This is a genomic window from Methylobacterium sp. J-026, assembly GCF_022829585.1.
GTDB lineage: Bacteria > Pseudomonadota > Alphaproteobacteria > Rhizobiales > Beijerinckiaceae > Methylobacterium.
This window is the reverse complement of record NZ_JAKSYC010000136.1, coordinates 1-18,665: the sequence shown is the minus strand read 5'-3', so window position 1 is coordinate 18,665 and position 18,665 is coordinate 1. Positions and strand designations below refer to the sequence as shown.

Below are 18,665 nucleotides of genomic sequence, written 5' to 3'. Positions count from 1 at the left end.
CGCATCGTCGATGAGATGGCGCTCTTGACGCCCTCGGGCAGGCCTGTCGATTTGCCGATGACGGTACCGTCACGCAGGAAGCCCGCCGCGGTGCCTGACGGGAAGGTGGTGCCGGTTGCCAGCACCAAGTCCTGCGTATCGACGCCATGGCCAGGCAGCTTCTCACCCGGTACGCCGAAGATCTTGATCGCCATGCCGCGGTGGGTCGAGACCCGGTCGCCCAGCGTCTCTCCGGGTCCTTGTGCGAACCGGACAGCAATAGGGTATGTGCCCGCCCTAGCGAAGAGGCCCTGCGCCAGCTCGGGCGGTAAGTCAGGCGCGATCGTCAACTCGCCGGTGACACAGGCGGTGCTCTTGGCGTGGCTGGCACGCACCGCATGGTTCTCGCGTGCCTCGACCGTCTCGGACTGCTGGGTCATGCCCTTGATGATGCCGTCGATCGTCGCCTGCTCGTCCGGGGCAGGCCGCTCGATGTCGGGCGCGTAGCGCAGGTACGTCATGCTCGGGCTTTCGCGCTCGGTTTTTCGGATGAGCTCGGACAGTAGTCCGAGCCTGCGTCCCGGCACGCTACGAGACCGAGACGCCACCCCACGATCACGGAAGCTCCCCGCGCGCGCCCAAGTTCCTAGTTTCATGATCGGGCGTCAGCGCCCGGCAACGAACCGCGCTGTCCACTTGTCGTCGGTCAGTTCCGAGCTGGTGGGGCACAGCACGCCGTTCGAGGCGGGCGCCTTGCCCTGCGCGACCCGCCGCTGCCAGTTCGTGAGATTGTCAGTTAAGTCCGCAACAATGGGCACCGAGGTGTACTATAACACCACCTGGTGCGTCATGAAGCAAACGACTCTAGATTATTCCTACAACTAATCTATATAGTATGCGTCGAACCTATAGAAGGTGCGGTTCCAGAATGGTGCCTAGCAATGCCGCGAACGACCTCCTGACGATTGCAGAGGCTGCTGAAGCTGCCCGCATCTTACGCCGTCACCTTCAAACGCTCCTGCAGCGGTGCGAAGGCCTCCCGGTCATCCGGCTCGGCCGGCGCCTGATCATCCGCCGGGAGGCCCTCCAGGCATGGCTCGTTTCGCGGGAGACGGACCATGCAAATGCCGCTTAATCTTCGTCAGCATCCCGTCTCTGACAGGCGTTGCTGTGGGGCACGTGCCCACTGGGGAGACCATGCCGCCGAGGTAGCCGAGCACGGCTTCTCCCCCGTGATCGTCAAGGCCGGAACCAAGGAGCCTCTCTATCCCAAGTGGCAGATGGCCTGTTACCTGCCGCCGGTTCCGGCGTTCATAGCCAAGCACGCTACCGGTCGCGGGCGGAATGACAGCGTCGGCATCGCCTGCGGACAGCTCCGGGATGGGAAGAAGGAGATCGGTTGGCTGATCGCCATCGATTGCGATGCGGGCAGCCAGACCCGGTCAAGCGAAATCCGCGACGCGATCGTCGAGCATCTCGGTGAGAGCCCCCTCGTTCGGTTCGGACGGCCAAACCGGTGGGTGCGCCTGTATCGCTCAGAAACGCCCACCGCCTCGTATCGTCTAGGCGACCTCGAAATCCTCGGGGTGGGCCGCCAGTTCGTCGCCTTCGGCATCCACCCGAATACCGGCAAGCCCTATGGCTGGCAGGATGGCGATCCTGGGGACGTGAAGGCCAAGGAGCTGCCGGTCGTCAGCCAGAAAAAGCTGGAGGGGCTGCTACGCGCCTTCGGTCACCACGAACAGGGGCGGATCTCCGAGTCCACGACACGGAGGTTTACCTCCCATCAGGGCGTTGAAGTCAGCGTCCCTGATGCTGGAAGTGGTCAGCTCCTATGGACGAAGGACGAGCGCGGGCTCGTCATCGACGGGCGCGATGCCTTCTTGACGTGGTGCCTCGCCAAAACGGGCGGCCACGCCGAAGCGGCCTTCGCGTTGTTCGAGGATCATGCTGACCTCAGCCGCCCCAAACGAGATACCCGGAGGGCTTGGACCCTGAAGGATGCTCAGGTGAAAGCGAGGACGTTCGTTCGACGAAGCCGCCAGGGCCTTGTCAAACACGCCGTCAGGGGTAGGCCAGCTCAGGGCGACTGGAGTGGCAGACCTTGGTCGGACGACGGGATCGCGGCCCTGATCGAGCACACCGACCGCCTGCTGCTCCAGCGCAAGATCACCCAGACTGAACGGGCGGTCGCGGTCGCCATGGCCGAGTTCCTGAAGGACAAGGGCCAGTGCTTCGCGTCGGTCGGCACAATCGCCAAGGGGGCCGGCGTCACCTCGAGCGCGGTTAAGAACGCACGCCGGCGACTGGTCACCTTGGGCCTCTGGAAAGCCTCTGAGACCGTCGGGAAGATGCCGGCCTACGTGCCGATCTTTAAGCCGACCCAAACCCCTGTCGCAAAACAGAAAAGTAACCGACCCGTTCAATCTCAAGTACCCAATACCAGTAAGGTACCCTCGGTTGCCCTGCGGCAGGGCATGGTTCCCTCGAACGACAACCGGGGGATCGTTAGAGTCGGCCGCAAGCCGGTGCAGCTCGACCTGTTCCAAGGTGAACCCAAGCTCTCGGACCCGCTGGCCTTCGGACACCACCTTCGCCGGGAGCGCCTGAAACGCGGTCTCACGCAGCAAGGGATGGCGGAGTACCTCAGCTGCCGACGGTCCCACATTGCGAACGTCGAGCGCGGTCACGACCGCCTCAGTCACTGGGCGCATCAGCGTTTCCTCGAACTCACCCGGAGTGCGGCATGACCAATCCGGCTTCCGATCTGCGCGACCTTGCGGCCTGGGCCGGCTATTGCGCTGAATGGATTGGGGAAAGCGTCGGAGCCCCGAACGGTGGTCGTACTCATGCGACGCGCACCATCAGCTTCGAGGCAGCGACCTTCGACGACTTCCTGATCGGGCTTCGGCGCCTCGGCCCGGAATTGGACCGGCTTGCTCAAGTGGTTGAACGGCCCCGGCTACGGCTGGTCAGCGGAGGGAGAGCCTGACATGGCAGCGCCGAAAGAGGCACCCGTTCTACGGGTTACCGACCCTGCAACCGGAGCAGGCAAACTACGGCCCATAGGGGGATCTGGGTCGGACGACTTCAACCGGGTGATCGCGAACCAGGTCGTTCAATCCCTCTGGCTGGCTCACACGGACAAGGAGGGCAGGGACCAGCTCCAATCGGCCGCTCTGGCTACCCTGGTATCGATTGCTCCCAAGGATGAGATCGAGGGCATGCTGGCGGCACAGATGGTCGCCGCGCACGCCGCCTCGATGGAGTGCTACCGACGTGCCATGATCAGCGAGCAGAGCCACGAAGGCCGGCAGTCGAACCTCAGCCACGCGGGCAAGCTGTCCCGCACCTACGTCCAGCTCCTCGAGGCGCTGAACCGGCATCGGGGCAAGATCGGCCAGCAGAAAGTCACGGTCGAGCATGTCCACGTCCACGCCGGCGGTCAGGCGGTCGTCGGCACAGTCGAGACGCCGCTGGACGGGGGGAGGGGCTCCCGATGAAATCCGAGGGCAACCCCATGCAAAGTGGCTTCTCCATGCACCTGTCTCCCCGCTGCGGGGCTCGGACGCGGAGCGGGAGCCCATGCTCCTCGCCGGCAATGCCGAACGGCAAGTGCCGTATGCACGGCGGTAGCTCGCCAGGAGCCCCGATGGGTGAGGCGAACGGCATGTACCGACACGGGCGCTACACGAACGACGCCATCGCGCGACGGCGCGAGCTGAACGGTTGGATCAGGGCCATGCGCGAGTTGGCCGAGGAGATTGCCTGACATCCGCCCTGACCCTTGAGCAGGTGCAGGTAGCGCCGGTCGAGATGCCGCGATCAAGCGACCGGGCCCCGGGGAAGGGGCGCGAGCTGTCTGTAAGATCAAACTAGCGATAGCCCGAGCGCGTAACGCATCGTGCGCGCCAACCAATTTCCCGCCTATAAAAAAAGAGGCGGTCGCCACGAGACATTCGCCATCCCAATCGCGTCAGCGCCTGCCTGCAGTGCTGTTGGCGCGGGCGCGCGGGAAATAGCTGTAGAAGGTGTCCCGGTTGACCCCGAGCCGCTTGGCGATCTCGGCCACGCTGATCGTGCCTGCGGCAAGGAGGGCGCGGCCGACTGCAATGTCATCCTCGGACAGCTTCTTCGGCCGACCGCCCTTACGACCTCGGGCGAGGGCCGCCTTCAGCCCCTCCATGGTGCGCTCGCGGTTGAGGTCGAGGAAGTACTCGGCCATGGCCCCATGCATCTGTAGGGCGAAGCGCCCGTGAGCGGTGGCGGAGTCGAACTGCTCGGTGAGCGAGCGGAAGTGCACGTCCTTCACCCGCAGGCCGTCGATGGTGCGCATCATCTCGACGAGCGACCGGCCGAGCCGGTCGAGCTTCCACACCACGAGCACGTCCTCGGGGCGCAGATAGGCGAGCGCCGCCTCGAACTCCGGTCGCTTGGTGCCGGCCTTGCCGGACTTCTTCTCTTCGAACCGCCGCTCGCACCCGGCCTTTGTCAGCGCATCACGCTGCAGGTCGAGGTTCTGGTCGAGGGTGGAAACGCGGGCATATCCAACGAGCATGTCGGGATCGTGCCAAAATCCCGTTTACCCGGCAATAGAAAAGCCGACACGTTTCTCCGACAAAAACTGGGCGATTTTGAGCGGCCCGCGACCAGCTCCACCGGATCGTCGGGAAAACGGTCGCTTTGCCGACATGTTAGGCGATAGGGATGAAGTCCGTACTCGGTGGAATGTACACGCCTCCCAAACCGCGTGGGTAATTGCGAAGCGATCTTGAACAGCTGTGATTAGTCGCGGAGTAAGGGCTCCGACGCTCTTTCGCTGATCAAAAACGAGAGGCCGATCAGACGGGCCTGAAGCAGATCGATCTTACTGCGGCCGTACATCTGTCGCTTCACGAGCTTGAGCTTCGTGATCTGTCCCTCCGTCGGGCCGTTCGATTATGGCAGCGTGATCGCGGCTTGAACTGCAGATTGGTCCTGACCGATACCGTGGGCGAAGGAGGCAACGAAGCTCGCGCCAGCCCGCGTGAGCCATCCGTCAAGCCTATCCGGCGCCATCGTTCAGACCATCGTCTGGAAAACGCCGATTACCTCGCGGGCGTCGACCAACGCTGGCACACCTTCCTCGACGGCGGCCCCGGGACCTGTGGACCATGGTTGGTTATACCCGGCGGGCGAACGCGGTTAAGGAGCATAGCGGGAACGGTTTTTTTATGAGTACCGCTAATCCGCTCCGTAAACATGCTCGACGGCTATGCGTAATCTCATGCCGCTTTGACGTCGGCGAGGAATGCTGCAACCTCATGGCTAAGATTGCTGGAGTAGCGCGCCAATTCCTGCGCAGCGCTGAGAACCTGACCGGAGGCTACTTTGGTCTCACTGGCGGCCTGCCGTACCTCGGCGATGTCCATAGTTACCGACTGCGTACCTTGAGCAGCCTGTAAGACGTTGCGGACGATTTCACTTGTCGCCGCGCCCTGCTCTTCCATGGCCGATGCCACGCCCATGGCAATGGCGCGCATCTCGTCGATCGTATGCCCGATTGCTTGGATAGCTTCATCGGCCTGGCGCGTCTCGCTTTGGATCGCAGCGATCTGCCCGCGGATCTGATCGGTCGCCTTAGCTGTCTGTTCGGCGAGCGCTTTCACCTCAGCCGCCACCACTGCGAAGCCCTTGCCCGCCGGACCAGCCCGAGCCGCTTCGATGGTGGCGTTCAAGGCTAGGAGATTGGTCTGCCCGGCAATACCAGTGATCAAACCTATAACCTCGCCAATCCGCTCAGCATCTGAAGTTAAGCCGTGCATAATGTCGTTCGTCTGGGCTGCATCCGCACTCGCCCGATCTGCGATCGTTGAGGAACGCGCCACCTGTGCGGCAATCTCCTGGATCGAGGCGGACATCTCCTCGCTTGCCGCAGCGACCGTCTGAACGTTGGCGGAGGTCTGCTCAGAAGTAGCAGCCACGCGGACGGATTGCTCGGTCGTGCGGGCAGCCGTGTAGGTCATCTCCACAGCGGTAGCTTTCATCTCCGTGGCAGCCGATGACACGCTTTGCGTCAGCGCACTCACCTGGGCTTCGAAGCGCTTGGTGAGGGCGTCTAGGGCCAGTGCACGGCGCATCTTCGCGTCACTGTCCGCCTCTACAGCAGCGTCGACCTGACGTTTGGCAATCAAGGCTTCCTTGAACACCTGCACAGCCCGCGCCATTTCACCCATCTCATCGCTGCGAGCTTGCCCCTCAACGGTTGCCGTCAAATTCCCACCTGCAAGATTGCACATGATCTCCGTGAGGCGGGTGATCGGGCGTGAGAGACTGCGGCTAATTAGGACCAGTAGGGCGAGGGCTGGAAGGGCGAGGCCAACAGACCAGAGCCCGTTTGTTATCATCCGACTGCGAACGGCTGCGTGTACATCATCAAGGTATAGACCGGTCGCGACGACCCAGCCCCACGGCTTGAACAGGTGTACGCTCGCGACTTTTTCGACCGGCTCCGTGCCGCTCGGTCGCGGCTTCATGTAGCTGACGAAGCCGGAACCCTGCGTCTTCGCGACCTCTATCATCTCAGCGAAATACCGCTTGCCACCCGGGACATCGGTCTGATTCAGCGTGTCTCCACCGATATTCTTCTTATTGAAGGCGTTGGCGATCAGCGTGCCTTTGATGTCAACAACGAAGAAGTAGTCGTTCTCGCCAAAGCGCAAGTCGGAGATGGCTGACAGTGCCGATCGCTGTGCCTGTTCGAGGGGCATCTGACCCGAGGAAGCAAGAGTTTCATAATGTACGATCAGGCTCTGTGCGACCTCGGCCAGACGCCTAGTCATTAGCGCACGATCGTCGAGTGCCGACGTTCTAGTATCCACAAAGCTCAGGACGCTTAAGGCTGTCACGGCAGCAAGCATCAGGCCCATGACCGTGGCAAGCTTGTGCCCGAGTTTTAGGTTCGAAGGCGTCAAGCCCTGGAACCATGCGGTCGCGTGACGAGGTTCAGCAGTCGAGGGCATCGAAACATCATAGCGGAGGATGCATCAGCTGCTGCCTCCGTTGCGGGGGCCGGAGCCAGCTCGACGCAGTCTCATGCTCATCCCGATCTGCGTATAACTAGCCTTGCTTCAGAATGGTTAGCGAAATCTAAAAGCGACCAACGCTTCTGCAGATCACAACGATGAATGGGTCACAAAGCCTTCCATCAGTAAGACGGTGATGAACAGCATGTTGCAACTTAGCTAAGCGGTCACCTGAACAGGACATCGCTTCGAATTTCTGCCATTAGTTTCAACCCTTCGAATTTGTTGCGCGCTGGCGGCTATCAGACTTGCGTAAATGACCGAATGCATCAGCCCTCACGCAAACAGAGGGCTGATGTTTGCTGCCCTGTATTCGTCTGCGAATGCAGATGGCACGCCAACAAGCTAGGAGGAGCAGATGGCCGAGCTCGGGCGCCTACTGGGCAGGGTGAGCCTGAAAACGTCGAACCCCATGACCTATCTTCATACCAGCGCGCGCTCGGGATGGACCGGAGCAATGTTGACACACATGAAGACTTCCCAAAAGGGCAGCTTCGAGGGCTGCTGGAACACAATAATGCTCAGCTATCGGCTAAGTGAGGAAGGAAACTTTTTTGATGTTGATCAAGATGGAAGATTGCACCGATCGACTGCAAGTCTCCGAATTTGGCCGCCCTTTGAGGTGGCACGTGGTGCATGGGATGAGAGCAGCGAAACGGTCAATCTATTCATAGCCCCTCATTTTTGTGAAACCGTGCTTGGTGGCCCCCTTCCTGTTGGTAAGATTTATTTTCACGCTAAACACACACAGAGCGATCAGGTTATTGAGACATTACTTAGAGCACTGCTCATAGATAGCCTGACGGGCAGTTCCGGTGGCCCTACGTTAGGCGACAGCATCGTTGCAGCGATCATCTATCGCCTTAACGAAACGCCAAATGTTATTCAACCGGCCAGTAACGTCTTATTCTGCAATGATCCCGAGATAAGAAGATCGAAAGCATTCATCAGCGCAAATATATCATCCAAAATTAGAGTCGACGAACTCGCAAAATCAGCTAATTTGAGTGTACGTCATTTTTGTAGGTCATTCAAAGCTTCTACAGGAACTAGCCCATACCAGTATGTTACTATGTGCCGTCTCGATATGGCCAAAGATCTGATATTAGAGGGAAAGCTATCATTACAAGAAATTGCTGCCAAAACCGGTTTCATTAGACATAACAACCTCTCGACAGCTTTCCAGGGCGCCTTTGGCATGACACCGTCACAATTCCGCAACACCCTGCGCTAAGATTTGAATTGTGTCCGGATGCCAAAAGTCACGTCCGAAATTCGGATTTACCGCATCTGATCATTTCGTATGCTCTTTTAGCTAAATAAAAAGAGGGGGAGACATTATGAAGAACAGGCTCGTCCGGGCACTGCTGACCTGTAGTACCCTCACCGCTGCGACACCAGTTTTCGCCCAAGCGCTCGATCCACTGCTTCCTAGCCTGAACACGGCCGCGCCACCAACCTTCCCAGCCTCCGTGCCGAACAACGGCCAGCCGCTGACGCGGGTTCAGGCCATCACCGGGTTCGGTACGGTGTATGATTTCGGTTCAAGCTCTAGTGACACACGCAGTACAACACCCGTGTTTCCAGGCTATGGTGATCGCTTCTCGAACGGCAATGCCATCTACGTCGAGTTGCTGTCGCCGCTGATCGGAGCCTTCAACCGATCCGGCTCGACGACTCCACTCGCCACGCCGACCCCGACCAACTTCGCACAGGCTGGCACCACCTCGGCCACGGCACTCCCGCAGATCGGTCAGTTCAGCAACGCTTACGGCCGTTTCGCGCCGAACGACATCGCTATCCAGTTCTCCGGGATCAACGATTTCAGCGGCGGCGGCGTCACAGGTGCTACCGTTAGAGCCATCGCCGCGGCTGACGTGGCGAACCAGGTCCAGAGCGTCAACCAGCTTATCGGACTCGGTGCCCGCAATATCGTCGTGCTCAACCTGCCCGACTCCAGCACCTTCAACTTTTTCACCCGCAATCTTGGGGCAGCTACGAGCGATCCGAACGCGCTTAGGGTCGGGAGCCAACTCGTGAACGCGGGCCTGGAGAGTGGCCTTGCCGTCCTCCATGCTCAGACGGGCGCCAACATCCACTACTTCGACACCAACCTGCTGGTGAACGAGATCCGGGCCAATCCCACTGCCTACGGCTTCTCAGCTTTAGGCGTTCAGCCCAACGTGAACTGCGTCTCCCTGCTTGGGACGACCCCTGCATCCTGCCCGGCAAATGCGAATTTCGCCGTGCAGAACCAATTTCTAAGTTGGGACGGCATCCACTACACCAATCGCTTCCACGAAATCTTGGCGCAATCGATCGCCAATCAGATGATCGCACCGTTCACCATCGCACCGCAGGGTGAGATTGCGGCTGTCGGCGCTCAAGCCTTCGCCTCCAGTCTGCTTCTCCGCCTCGACGCATACCGTTCGCTGAACACATCGCAGACGGTTCCGGCAACCTACACCGCAGATTTGCCGGGGCAGCCGCCCCGTGTCATCCCGACCGCAATCCTCCTTGGTAATCCCGTCTCGCTCTTCGCCGAGGGTGGCTACGCCACGGGCGGCCGTGATAGCCGCGTCGGTGCCCCGAGCTTCGACTACGACTTTGCGAACGTGACCGTGGGCGCCGAATATCGGGCCACGCCCAACCTGCTGCTCGGTGCAGCGTTCAACTACGGCAATCCGTACATCAACCTGACGAGCCTTGGCTCGGCCGGGGCCACGCAGATCAACGTGGACACCTACCAAGTCGGCGGCTTCGCCTCATTCAACTACCCGAATTTCTACGCCGACTTCGTGTTCGGGTACGGCTTCAACCAGTACGACACGACTCGGGCGGGCATCGTTGATCAGTTGCAGTCGAGCCACAGCGGCAACACCTTTGTCGCCGCGGGCAAGTCAGCCTACCTGTTCGACTTTGGCCCATTCCGGGCAGGTCCGCTCGGCGTCCTGACCTACACTAAGGTCTGGATCGACGGATACACCGAGCGCGGCGACCCGCTGCTGACGCAGTCGGTGCGGGCGCAGAGCTTTGACGAGTTGAGCGGCGGCCTCGGCATCCAGATCCGGGCGCCATTCGAGATCTTCGGCCGGATTATCAACCCCTTCCTGAACGTGACGGCTGAGCACGACTTCTTCAACAGCAACCGCACCATCACGACGGCTCAAACTTACGCCCTCGATCTGCCGATTAACACGCGGATTAGCGGCTACGATGGACGGACATACGGCAAGGTAGCCGCGGGTTTGAGCGTGGATTTCGGCGGCGGCTTTAGCGGCATGATCAACGGTTCTGCCACCTTCGAGCGTGCCAACGGCGACGACTACTCCGTCAATGGCGGCTTCCGCTATCGGTTCTAAGGAAGGCTAATCCCCGATCCTTGGAATAGAGGAAGCCTGGTCTTGCTCTGGCATAACCGGGCTTCCTGATCATTGAGAGACGCCATCCCCCCCCAAGGAGGTGTCCCCGACCTCAGTCACGTCGCCTCGAAGTCCTCGTCGTACTTCACCGAGAACGGATACCGCTGAAGACGCTCCGGCATCTCGAATTACGCATTAGTGTGACTATTATAAAGCAATTGATTGCTCGTCGGTTTATCATTCAAAGCGACGAGCGCGCTTAGACTTAAATTTATGGCCAAAATTATTTATCAAGACATCAGGCCGCGAATAAAAAAGTTGGTCTGAACAGATATTCTGCCACATTTAAATAAACTATTTTATATAATGCGGAATTAATAGGCTTCGATAAGATCTCAGATGTAAGGTTCGCTCCGATATTCCAAACTGTGATGATTTTATTTTGTTACTTCGTCGAGCAACGCTACGGCAATGAGCCTGACATCAGACATTCTCTGCCAATTAATTAGACTGAGCAGCTAATCCTACCTGGGAATTGATTTGGATCAATTTCCGTCGCTACGTTAACAGCACGCTAATCATGCAAGTGGCATAATGTCGCAGCCTTCGTGCGGGATCGCGTGGGGTCTCCCGCGCCGGCTGTCTAGATGCCAGCGGCCAAGATTGCTTGTGTCTGCAATCGCTCGGCTTCCTTCCGCCACGCATCGCGTTCGGTCCGCATGGCCTCAACCAGGACATGCATATTCCCGGCGTCGATTGCAGTCTCCATGATCATATCCTGGTCTATAACCCAATGCCCCCGCAGCTCGAAATTTTCAGCGACGAGAGGATTTTTTTAAATTTTTGGTATGTCAAACTTTAGCAGAGGTGAAATACCAGCGCGGTACAAAATGCCTACGCTTTTACGGCTGGCTCGCCCGTTCCGATCGGCCCGAACCTGGATCGCCCTCGGTGTTCTGGCTCCGGTCGGCATGGTCGCGCTCTCCGGGCTGATGCTGTTCGATCTGCGGCAGGACGCCTGGGACAAGGCCGAGCAGACGTCCAAGAACCTCCTGCAGGTCCTGGAACGCGACATCGCCCGCAACATCGAGCTGTACGATCTCTCGTTGCGCGCTGTCGTCGACAACCTGAAAGCTCCTGGCGTCGCACAGCTCAGCCCTGAATTACGCCAGCTCATCCTATTTGACCGCGCTGCCACCGCCCAGGACATGGGCGTCATGCTCGTCCTCGACGAGAACGGCGACAGCATCATCGATGCGGGTGCGGTGCCCGCACGCAAGGTGAACAACGCTGACCGTGCTTACTTCCAAGCACACAAGGCCCGAGCCGATCTCGGCCTCTACATCAGCGAGCCGGTGGTCTCCCATCTGATGGGCACCCGCATCGTCGTGCTCAGTCGCGCATCGACAAGCCTGACGGCACGTTCGGCGGTGTGGCTCTGGGCACCTTGAAGCTGTCCTTCTTCATGCACCTGTTAAGCCATCTCGATCTCGGACGGGGCGGTGCGATCAACCTATATCTGCATGATGGCACACGGCTAATGCGGCAGCCCTATGCCGAGGCAGACATAGGTGCGAACATTGCGGGCGGTCCGAACTTCGCGCGGTTCGTCGGAAAGCGCACCGGTAGCTTCGTAGGTTCGTCGGTCCGCGACGGGATCAGACGGTATTACACATTCACGCAAGTGGGCGACCTACCGCTCATCCTCAACGTTGCTCTTTCGACAGACGAGATCGAAGCCGCGTGGCGGGTGAAGGCGCTCGTGATCGGCGGCATCGTGCTGGTGCTGTGCGGCCTCACCGTCGCGCTGTCGCTTCTGTTCGGGCGCGAGCTGCGCCGCCGTGAAGCCATGCAGGCTGAACTCGAAAGGCTGTCGCTGACCGATGCTCTTACCGGTCTGCCGAACCGTCGAGCCTTTGAGGATAGCGGGTCACGTGCCTGGGAGGCTGCGCGGCTCAACCGCAAGCCGCTGTCTTTGCTCATCGTCGACGCTGACCATTTCAAGCGCTTCAACGACCGCTATGGCCATCAGGTCGGGGATGAGGTGCTTCGAGGGTTGGCACTTTGTCTATCTGCGAGTGTCCATCGCCCGCACGACCTCGTCAGCCGGATCGGCGGCGAGGAATTCGCTATCCTCATGCCGGATACGGATCAGTCGGGCGCGTTCCGCATTGCCGAGAAGGTTCACGCCGAGGTGTCCACCCTGGCAATCGGATCTGCCGGCATCGGAGCGGGTGCCCTCACGGTGAGCATCGGTGTCGCTGCCGTCATGCCAAACGGCGGGCAGACCACGGGGCTGACGGACCTCTACCGCCTTGCGGATGGCGCGCTCTATGAAGCCAAAGCGGGAGGTCGCAACCAGACCCGCTGTGCGAAGCAGCAGGATACCCCGACCATTCAGCACAAGCTGCAGCTTGTAGGGGGCCCGTAGCCGGGCAAACCGTTGGGACGCTCTTGCTCATGCGGCGACGGCGTCACAGCGGAAGCGTTGCGAGGGATCCGCAAGTGCCCGTTCCAGTTCCTGCCGAAATCCCTCGGCTCCGTCCCGCCAGCTAGCCGGATCGGCTTCGTACAGCGCCATGACCTCGTGGAAGCGCTTGTGCGCGCGCCCGAAGTTGGTGTCGTGCAAGCCGTGTTTGTCGAAGAACACGCCGATGCCACATGCATGCGGGTCTTTGGACGCCTCTTCCCACGCGACTGGAAGAGGCTGGCCCATCAGCGTGCGGCACGCTTCCACCACCCGCAGGTGACCGGCATAGGCACCCAGCAGCGATTTCGGCGTCTGCTCCACTGCCCTAGTCGCCCTGGGACGACCCGCCACCCATGAGGCTATGGCTTCCCTCGGCATCGGCCGCGCGATCCCGTACCCCTGACCAAGATCGACCCCAAGTACGCGCAGGGCATCACGGATCTCGACCGTCTCCACGCCCTCGACGACGAGATGCTTGTCGATGCTGTGAGCCAGGCTCTGCAGGCTGAGCACGAAGTGCAGGTCTCGGGGCTTCTGTCGGAGCCCGCGCGCAAACGACTGGTCGAGCTTCATGATGTCGACGGGCAGGTCGCGCAGATTGATCAGGGACGAGTAGGCGCTGCCGATATCGTCGAGTGCGATGCGGATGCCGAGTGCACGGATGGCCTGCAGACGCTCTGACATTCGAGCGAAGTCCGAGGTCGCATGGCCTTCCAGCAGCTCCAGCACCACTGCGCCATCCGGGCTGAAGGCGTGCTGATCGAGTACGTCGCGCAGAAGATCGACGAACCCATCCGCGAGCACCAGCGGCACCTCGACGTTAACGCTGACGTAGGGGCCTGGGCCATCACCTCCCAAGCTCTGCCGCAGCGAGACCGCTTGCCCGAGCATTGTGCGAAACAGTTCGGTGAGGGCGTCCTGTGGCAGGCCGGACAGGAAGTCCGCCGGCGGAAGGAGCTGGTCGCCGCGCATGAGCCGCGCGAGCGCTTCGTAGCCGACGATCTCGCCTGTGCGCAGATCCTCGATCGGCTGAAAGGCAGCCTGAACGTTAGCATTCAACTGGTTTGGCTCGAGGGCACTCCGGTTACGTGGCTTGTAGACCCGACGTGGGCGCTTGATCATCAACTTTCCTGGTTGAAGGCGAGCTAACCGGGGTTGAGTACGACCCAGGATTGCAGCCTGATCCAAGTTAGATTTATCAGCCGTTAACGGCTGCGACAAAGCGGCACATATTTACTAGGTCTGCTTGACCTGCCGAACGCTGACAGATCGTCTCCGCATAGCTCGGCCAGCTCTTTCCTGGCCACGGTCGCTAGACCTAAAATGATCAATGCCCGGTCGAAGGGCTGCTGCGAGCGGTGCGGACGGCCGCACGGGCGGATGGTCTACCACCTCGGTGACGGGCGCTGGTGGGACGCGGACGTCGGGCGGTGGCGTAACGGCTGGGGCAGGCGGATCCGGATAGCTGCGGAAGCTGACATCCTTGGACGAGCTCGCCGGACTTGGGTGGTGTTGGCTGCAGCCCATCGGGACCACGACACCACGAACAACGCCGACGCCAACCTCGCGGCCTTCTGCCAGCGCTGCCACATGATCCACGACCGGCCCGAGCATCAGAGGCGACGCTGGCGCACGCTGTTCCGGCGGAAAGCGCTCGGCGACCTGTTCGGCGGGCCTTATGCTTAAGATATGGTGGTCAGACCCAGCGTCACTTCGTGCCAGCGCTGACATTGCGGGCCATGACCCAGCCGTGGTCACAGGGCCCGGTATACGTCTGCTCGACGGGCACGAGGATCGTGGTTTGGCAACCGAGCGGTGCTGAGCCGTAAACTACACCCAGCCACGGTCCGAGCTTCTCGCATACCGCGACCATGTCTCCGTCGTGCAGCCGCCCGATCTCGCGGAACGGCGCATCGCCCGGCCCGCTTTGCACAGGCAGGAAGCTCTCGGGCTCCGATCCGACCTCGACGACGCGCCCCTTCTCAGGACAGGCATCGTCGCCGATCGACCCGTGCATCAAGATCGGCACGTTCAGGGGCGTGGTTTCCGCCAGGGCCATTCCCGGCAGCACGAGCGCAAAGAGCAGCACAAGCCGCGACGTGATCAGAGGCATGAGGGTGCCGAGCTGTCGGATTTTCCGCGAGGAGCGGGGACGCAGCCGCCTCGTAGCAAGAGACCGAACAACTCAGCCGCCCACCGGAGGATCCGGGCTGTAGGCCGGCGCTTGCAGTTTCCAGTCCCGCCGCGCTGCGCCGACCCTCACGAGACCGCCCGGCCAAGGCATCACGGGTGCCCGATGGGGAACTGGCCCACGGAGTACCTGTCGTCGCGTGCTTGCCCGCCGCATGCCGTGCGGTGTCGCGAACGCCTCGGGCACGCGAACGGGAAGAAGCGATGCTGTAGCAGGTGCAGGAGGTGCTGTCGCCGTCAGCTCACCGGCGGCTGAGCGCCGGCCACTGCGTAATCACCGCGTCGTCGGCCGGCATGTAGGCGTCGACGATGGCGCCCTTACGGCTGACAACACAGATCATCGCCGCCTGGCGCACCTCGTACATCATCGGCCGCTCGTAGGTGATGCGGAACAGCACCGGTGCGAAGTAGTCGCCCTTCTTATCCGTCTTGTCGGCGCCGGCCGAGACCGCCTCAACCTGCTTCATGCCGGCCTTGGTCGCCTCGCTCATCACGGTGGCGCGGCAGGTATCGACCGTGCGGTTGCGACCCGGCACCTCCGGCAGGGGCTGTCCGATCGTCTGCAGAGCTGCGGAGGTGCCCTTCACCAGTCCTGTACCGGGCACCATCGACAGGACGGTCTGCTCACCGGCCGAAGATGAAGCGACCCCGATCGGCGCGATCTGCCAGGGCATCTGCCAGGTAGCGGCAGACGTGTCGGGCTGGGCGGAAGCGTCCTGGGCCAGGGCAGGTCCGGCGAGAGCAAAGACGAGGGTAGCGCAGCAGATCGAACGTCGAATCATCAAGGCTCTCCTATTTCGCGAGGGTGAACGAGGGGCCGCGGCATGAACCTAATCCGTCGGCGAGAGGGCGGACGGCATCGTCCAGGGTGAGGGCGGCACAGAAGCGGTCGGCGGGGTGGCTGAGCGATCGACCCGTACCCGGTGCATGGAGGCGTAGGCGATTGCACCGGCATCGATCCGCGGCCGCGTCGCCGTCGGCGAACTGATGAGACCCGCCGTCTGCTCGGCGTCATGAGTAGGTACGCGTATTTTCGAGACCGTTGCCCGCGCTCGTGGCTGTCTGAGCGATCGAGCGTGCCGCGCCGGTCCGGGGTTCAGGACCGGCCCGACCACGCCCTGTGCGTCGCGCGGCGGCATCATCGAAATCGTCCGGTCTAGCACCGGCTGCTTTGGATCTGGGCCGAGCGTCGCTACGCGTTCGGGCGGAGCTGCAGCAGTGATCGTCGGCGCAAGACCAACGACGACCTCGGTCGGCGGCCGCATTGGAGCCGGTCTGGGTAGCAGGGTCGGCGTGGCCGTCGGGTCCGCTGGCTTGGTTCGCGTCGTTCCCAACTCGGGTCGACCCAGCAACGGTTGCGGCGCGTCCGGTTCGAAGGTCGCGACCACGGATGGCGGGATCATCGTCGCGATATCCTGACGCTCGGTGTGGTCAGTCCACGCGGGTGCCTGTTCGTGCGTGAGACGCGCTGCATCGAGGGGTGCGCGGCTGATTAGCGAAAGGCGTGGGTTGGCGCGGGGTGGCAGGAACTCCTGCTGCTCAACCGTATCCGCGGGGTTCGGATCCAGAAAGCTGCGCGGTCCGTCGGCAAGGGAGAAAGTGTCTGGGTCACCCGCGTGTGAGAGAGGCCCTGTCAGGTGTGGGACTTCTACCCATGGTGGGAATGTCGCTGGAGGTGAAGCTTCGGCAGACACCACCGATGCCACACGTTGGGCGGACGTTGAGAAGATCCAGTTGCTGGGCGGGACAAGCCACGCCGCGCCAGCGGCGAACACAGCGAGGGTTGAAAGGCATGAAATCGAGATCGTGGCCCAAGATGACAGGTGGCTGCTGGGCCTAATGACCTGGAGTGGCCGGGCCGCACCGACCGGCTTCAAGTCACCTACAAAGACGGGATCACGCTGCAACATCCTCTCAGAACTGATCTGGGTGAGAAACGGTTCAAGGCCGGGATGATGTAGAATCGTCGCTAGCCGAACACGGCTGGAATTCTGACGGTGCATACGGATGATGCACAACGCCCAAATAGTTTGATGTTGAGCGCTGAACGACAGCCGACAAACTCCGCCTTATCCGACCGCCGTCCGCCTTGCCGAACGCCTGTAGACCGTCACCGCATGGCTCGGCCGCTTCCACCACCCGCGCGGATTCTCGCTCGGTCTGATCGATCGAGGTCGCCCGCCGCTCGTCGGCAGCCCTTCTCCGATTCCGCTGGCCTCGATTTCCCCAGATCTAGAACTTCAGTAGGCGTGCCCTTCGCGGATTTGCACCCTCCCCCCTTTGGCAGGGTATCCCCGTGATGGAGATCCCTTGTCGGCTTCCGCGCCAGCCGCAGCCAGGCCGACCACTCGGCCGAGACGACCCGGACGATGTTGGTGTCGTTGCGAAAGCCCGTGACGCGCCGCTCCTCGACGGTGACGAGCCCGAGCTTCACGGCTTGGCGGATGGCGTTGCGCACAGTGGTCTCGGCCACGCCGACGATCGCCGCGAGATTGCCCACAGCGAGGCGGCAATCTTTCCGGCGAGCCACTTCGGCGGCCACGAGGGCGAGCACGGACTGCTCGGCCAGAGTGAAGCGTGCCGCGATAGCCGGCGGGAGCCTGCCAGAGGCGGCCCAGCGGCGACGACGCTCCATTGAGGCATCCGTGCGGGGGCGGGAGCCGACGCCTGTCCTAGGGCTGCCTACGCGATCTGAGGAAATACCCTCGGGGCGGGCATTCGAGGTCCCCGGGTTGGGGGAGCGCAAATGCGAAACGGTTTCGCTTTTGGTCTGCCGCGCCTCGATCAGGCCAGACAGCGCCTCGGCCTCGGCCTCCGTGACCTTCCCCTCCCCATAGGCGCGCCAGAGCAGCGCCGTGATGGACGGCAGGGTGATTCGGTCGGCCGCCTCGATCGCGCGGCGGATTTCGTCTGCAAACACGTGTCTCGGCCCTCATCGGGCCGCAACAAGGCGTTCCGGTCCGCCGCAGGGGCGTCCGGTCCACAAGGCAAAGCCTCATCGTCGCGGGAATTGGCGTTCCCGCTTGACGCCTGGGGCGTCGGCGTGGCTTGTGGGGGTTGGAAATGGGCCCCACACGGCCACTCTCGATTTCGACGGCTCTCCAGTTTGGCGACTGGGGGGCCGTTTGCTTTTCAGGGGTCGACTTGCGGCGGCGTGATCTCCTGATGGTGCCGGCGACTCGCGTGAGGTGCGCGTCAGCCGGACATGGCATGTCGGCCGGGCGGCACGGTTAAGTCAACGTCAGGGAATGATCAGCGCGACCATGCCGGCTGGACCTTCGACCCTCGCGGACCTGCGCAAGGCAGGCGTCGTCACCAGCCAGGAGATCATCGGGGCAATCGACGTCTACCTGCGAGATCCAATGGCTGGCCCCTACCGCTTCGACAGCGGCCACCCGATCACGATCGGTCCGGACGAGGTGACCTGGCCGCTGATCGGATCGAGGTTGTTGCCGGTCAGGTAGCCGCCGGCCCCGTTCATCAGGTGCCGTCGGCGGTGGGAGCGAAGTCACCGCGCCGCGTGTAGGCGTTCGTCCCGCTGAAGGTCGCGGCGCCGTTGGCGTCCCCGGTCTTCTGCGCCACCGTGAAGAAGCCCGTCCC

13 protein-coding genes and 5 pseudogenes are annotated in these 18,665 nt (G+C 61.7%); 10 read left to right on the top strand and 8 right to left on the bottom strand.

The features are described from left to right. Nucleotides 1-500, bottom strand: a pseudogene (locus MKK69_RS13045) (catalase); the annotation flags it as partial. Nucleotides 501-874: 374 nt separating this feature from the next. On the opposite strand from MKK69_RS13045, the gene MKK69_RS31345 reads away from it, so the two are divergent. From MKK69_RS31345 to MKK69_RS30990, 5 genes and pseudogenes are all read left to right on the top strand, one after another. After that, a complete protein-coding gene (locus MKK69_RS31345; RefSeq protein ID WP_409564806.1) occupies nt 875-1,114 on the top strand; it encodes a helix-turn-helix domain-containing protein in 240 nt (79 codons plus the stop codon). Continuing rightward, nucleotides 1,098-2,729, top strand: a complete 1,632-nt coding sequence (locus MKK69_RS13040) for a bifunctional DNA primase/polymerase (protein WP_243968329.1) — start codon at nt 1,098-1,100, stop codon at nt 2,727-2,729. The genes MKK69_RS31345 and MKK69_RS13040 overlap by 17 nt, the downstream gene beginning before the upstream one ends. Further along, on the top strand, nt 2,726-2,971 hold the full coding sequence (locus MKK69_RS13035) for a hypothetical protein (RefSeq protein WP_243968328.1): 246 nt from the start codon (nt 2,726-2,728) through the stop codon (nt 2,969-2,971). The genes MKK69_RS13040 and MKK69_RS13035 overlap by 4 nt, the downstream gene beginning before the upstream one ends. Nucleotides 2,972-3,077: 106 nt before the next feature. Then, nucleotides 3,078-3,482 carry a hypothetical protein gene (locus tag MKK69_RS13030; RefSeq protein ID WP_243968327.1) on the top strand — a complete coding sequence of 135 codons (405 nt, stop codon included), beginning with the start codon at nt 3,078-3,080 and terminating at the stop codon, nt 3,480-3,482. Next, nucleotides 3,479-3,586, top strand: a pseudogene (locus MKK69_RS30990) (hypothetical protein); the annotation flags it as partial. The gene MKK69_RS13030 and the pseudogene MKK69_RS30990, both read left to right, overlap by 4 nt. A 369-nt stretch (nt 3,587-3,955) precedes the next feature. Here the strand turns inward: MKK69_RS30990 and MKK69_RS13025 are convergent. The 3 genes and pseudogenes from MKK69_RS13025 to MKK69_RS13015 form a co-directional block, all read right to left on the bottom strand. Then, nucleotides 3,956-4,537, bottom strand: coding sequence for a recombinase family protein (locus tag MKK69_RS13025; protein WP_243968326.1), 582 nt, complete (start codon nt 4,535-4,537; stop codon nt 3,956-3,958). A gap of 227 nt (nt 4,538-4,764) precedes the next feature. Further along, nucleotides 4,765-5,115, bottom strand: a pseudogene (locus MKK69_RS13020) (transposase); the annotation flags it as partial. A 128-nt stretch (nt 5,116-5,243) separates the two neighbouring features. Next, nucleotides 5,244-6,980, bottom strand: coding sequence for a methyl-accepting chemotaxis protein (locus MKK69_RS13015; protein ID WP_243968324.1), 1,737 nt, complete (start codon nt 6,978-6,980; stop codon nt 5,244-5,246). Between the two features lie 421 nt (nt 6,981-7,401). Between MKK69_RS13015 and MKK69_RS13010 the strand changes: the two genes are divergently transcribed. From MKK69_RS13010 to MKK69_RS13000, 3 genes and pseudogenes are all read left to right on the top strand, one after another. Continuing rightward, on the top strand, nt 7,402-8,277 hold the full coding sequence (locus tag MKK69_RS13010) for a helix-turn-helix domain-containing protein (RefSeq protein ID WP_243968322.1): 876 nt from the start codon (nt 7,402-7,404) through the stop codon (nt 8,275-8,277). Between the two features lie 106 nt (nt 8,278-8,383). Beyond that, entirely contained in the window at nt 8,384-10,405 is a 2,022-nt protein-coding gene (locus MKK69_RS13005) for an autotransporter domain-containing protein (RefSeq protein ID WP_243968320.1), read from the top strand. An 890-nt stretch (nt 10,406-11,295) separates the two neighbouring features. Continuing rightward, nucleotides 11,296-12,836: pseudogene (locus MKK69_RS13000) on the top strand (diguanylate cyclase). Nucleotides 12,837-12,863: 27 nt separating this feature from the next. Here MKK69_RS13000 and MKK69_RS12995 read toward each other — a convergent pair. Further along, a complete protein-coding gene (locus MKK69_RS12995) occupies nt 12,864-13,997 on the bottom strand; it encodes an EAL domain-containing protein (RefSeq protein WP_243968318.1) in 1,134 nt (377 codons plus the stop codon). A gap of 213 nt (nt 13,998-14,210) precedes the next feature. Between MKK69_RS12995 and MKK69_RS12990 the strand changes: the two are divergent. Beyond that, nucleotides 14,211-14,561, top strand: a pseudogene (locus MKK69_RS12990) (hypothetical protein); the annotation flags it as partial. A 22-nt stretch (nt 14,562-14,583) separates the two neighbouring features. On the opposite strand, the gene MKK69_RS12985 reads toward MKK69_RS12990, so the two are convergent. From MKK69_RS12985 to MKK69_RS12975, 3 genes are all read right to left on the bottom strand, one after another. Next, on the bottom strand, nt 14,584-14,988 hold the full coding sequence (locus tag MKK69_RS12985) for an integron (protein WP_243968316.1): 405 nt from the start codon (nt 14,986-14,988) through the stop codon (nt 14,584-14,586). Between the two features lie 319 nt (nt 14,989-15,307). Then, nucleotides 15,308-15,847, bottom strand: coding sequence for a hypothetical protein (locus tag MKK69_RS12980; protein WP_243968315.1), 540 nt, complete (start codon nt 15,845-15,847; stop codon nt 15,308-15,310). Nucleotides 15,848-17,175: 1,328 nt separating this feature from the next. After that, complete coding sequence (locus MKK69_RS12975; RefSeq protein WP_243968313.1) at nt 17,176-17,985, bottom strand: GntR family transcriptional regulator; 810 nt, start codon at nt 17,983-17,985, stop codon at nt 17,176-17,178. A gap of 343 nt (nt 17,986-18,328) precedes the next feature. On the opposite strand from MKK69_RS12975, the gene MKK69_RS12970 reads away from it, so the two are divergent. Continuing rightward, complete coding sequence (locus MKK69_RS12970) at nt 18,329-18,529, top strand: hypothetical protein (RefSeq protein ID WP_243968330.1); 201 nt, start codon at nt 18,329-18,331, stop codon at nt 18,527-18,529. Nucleotides 18,530-18,665 lie beyond the last annotated feature (136 nt).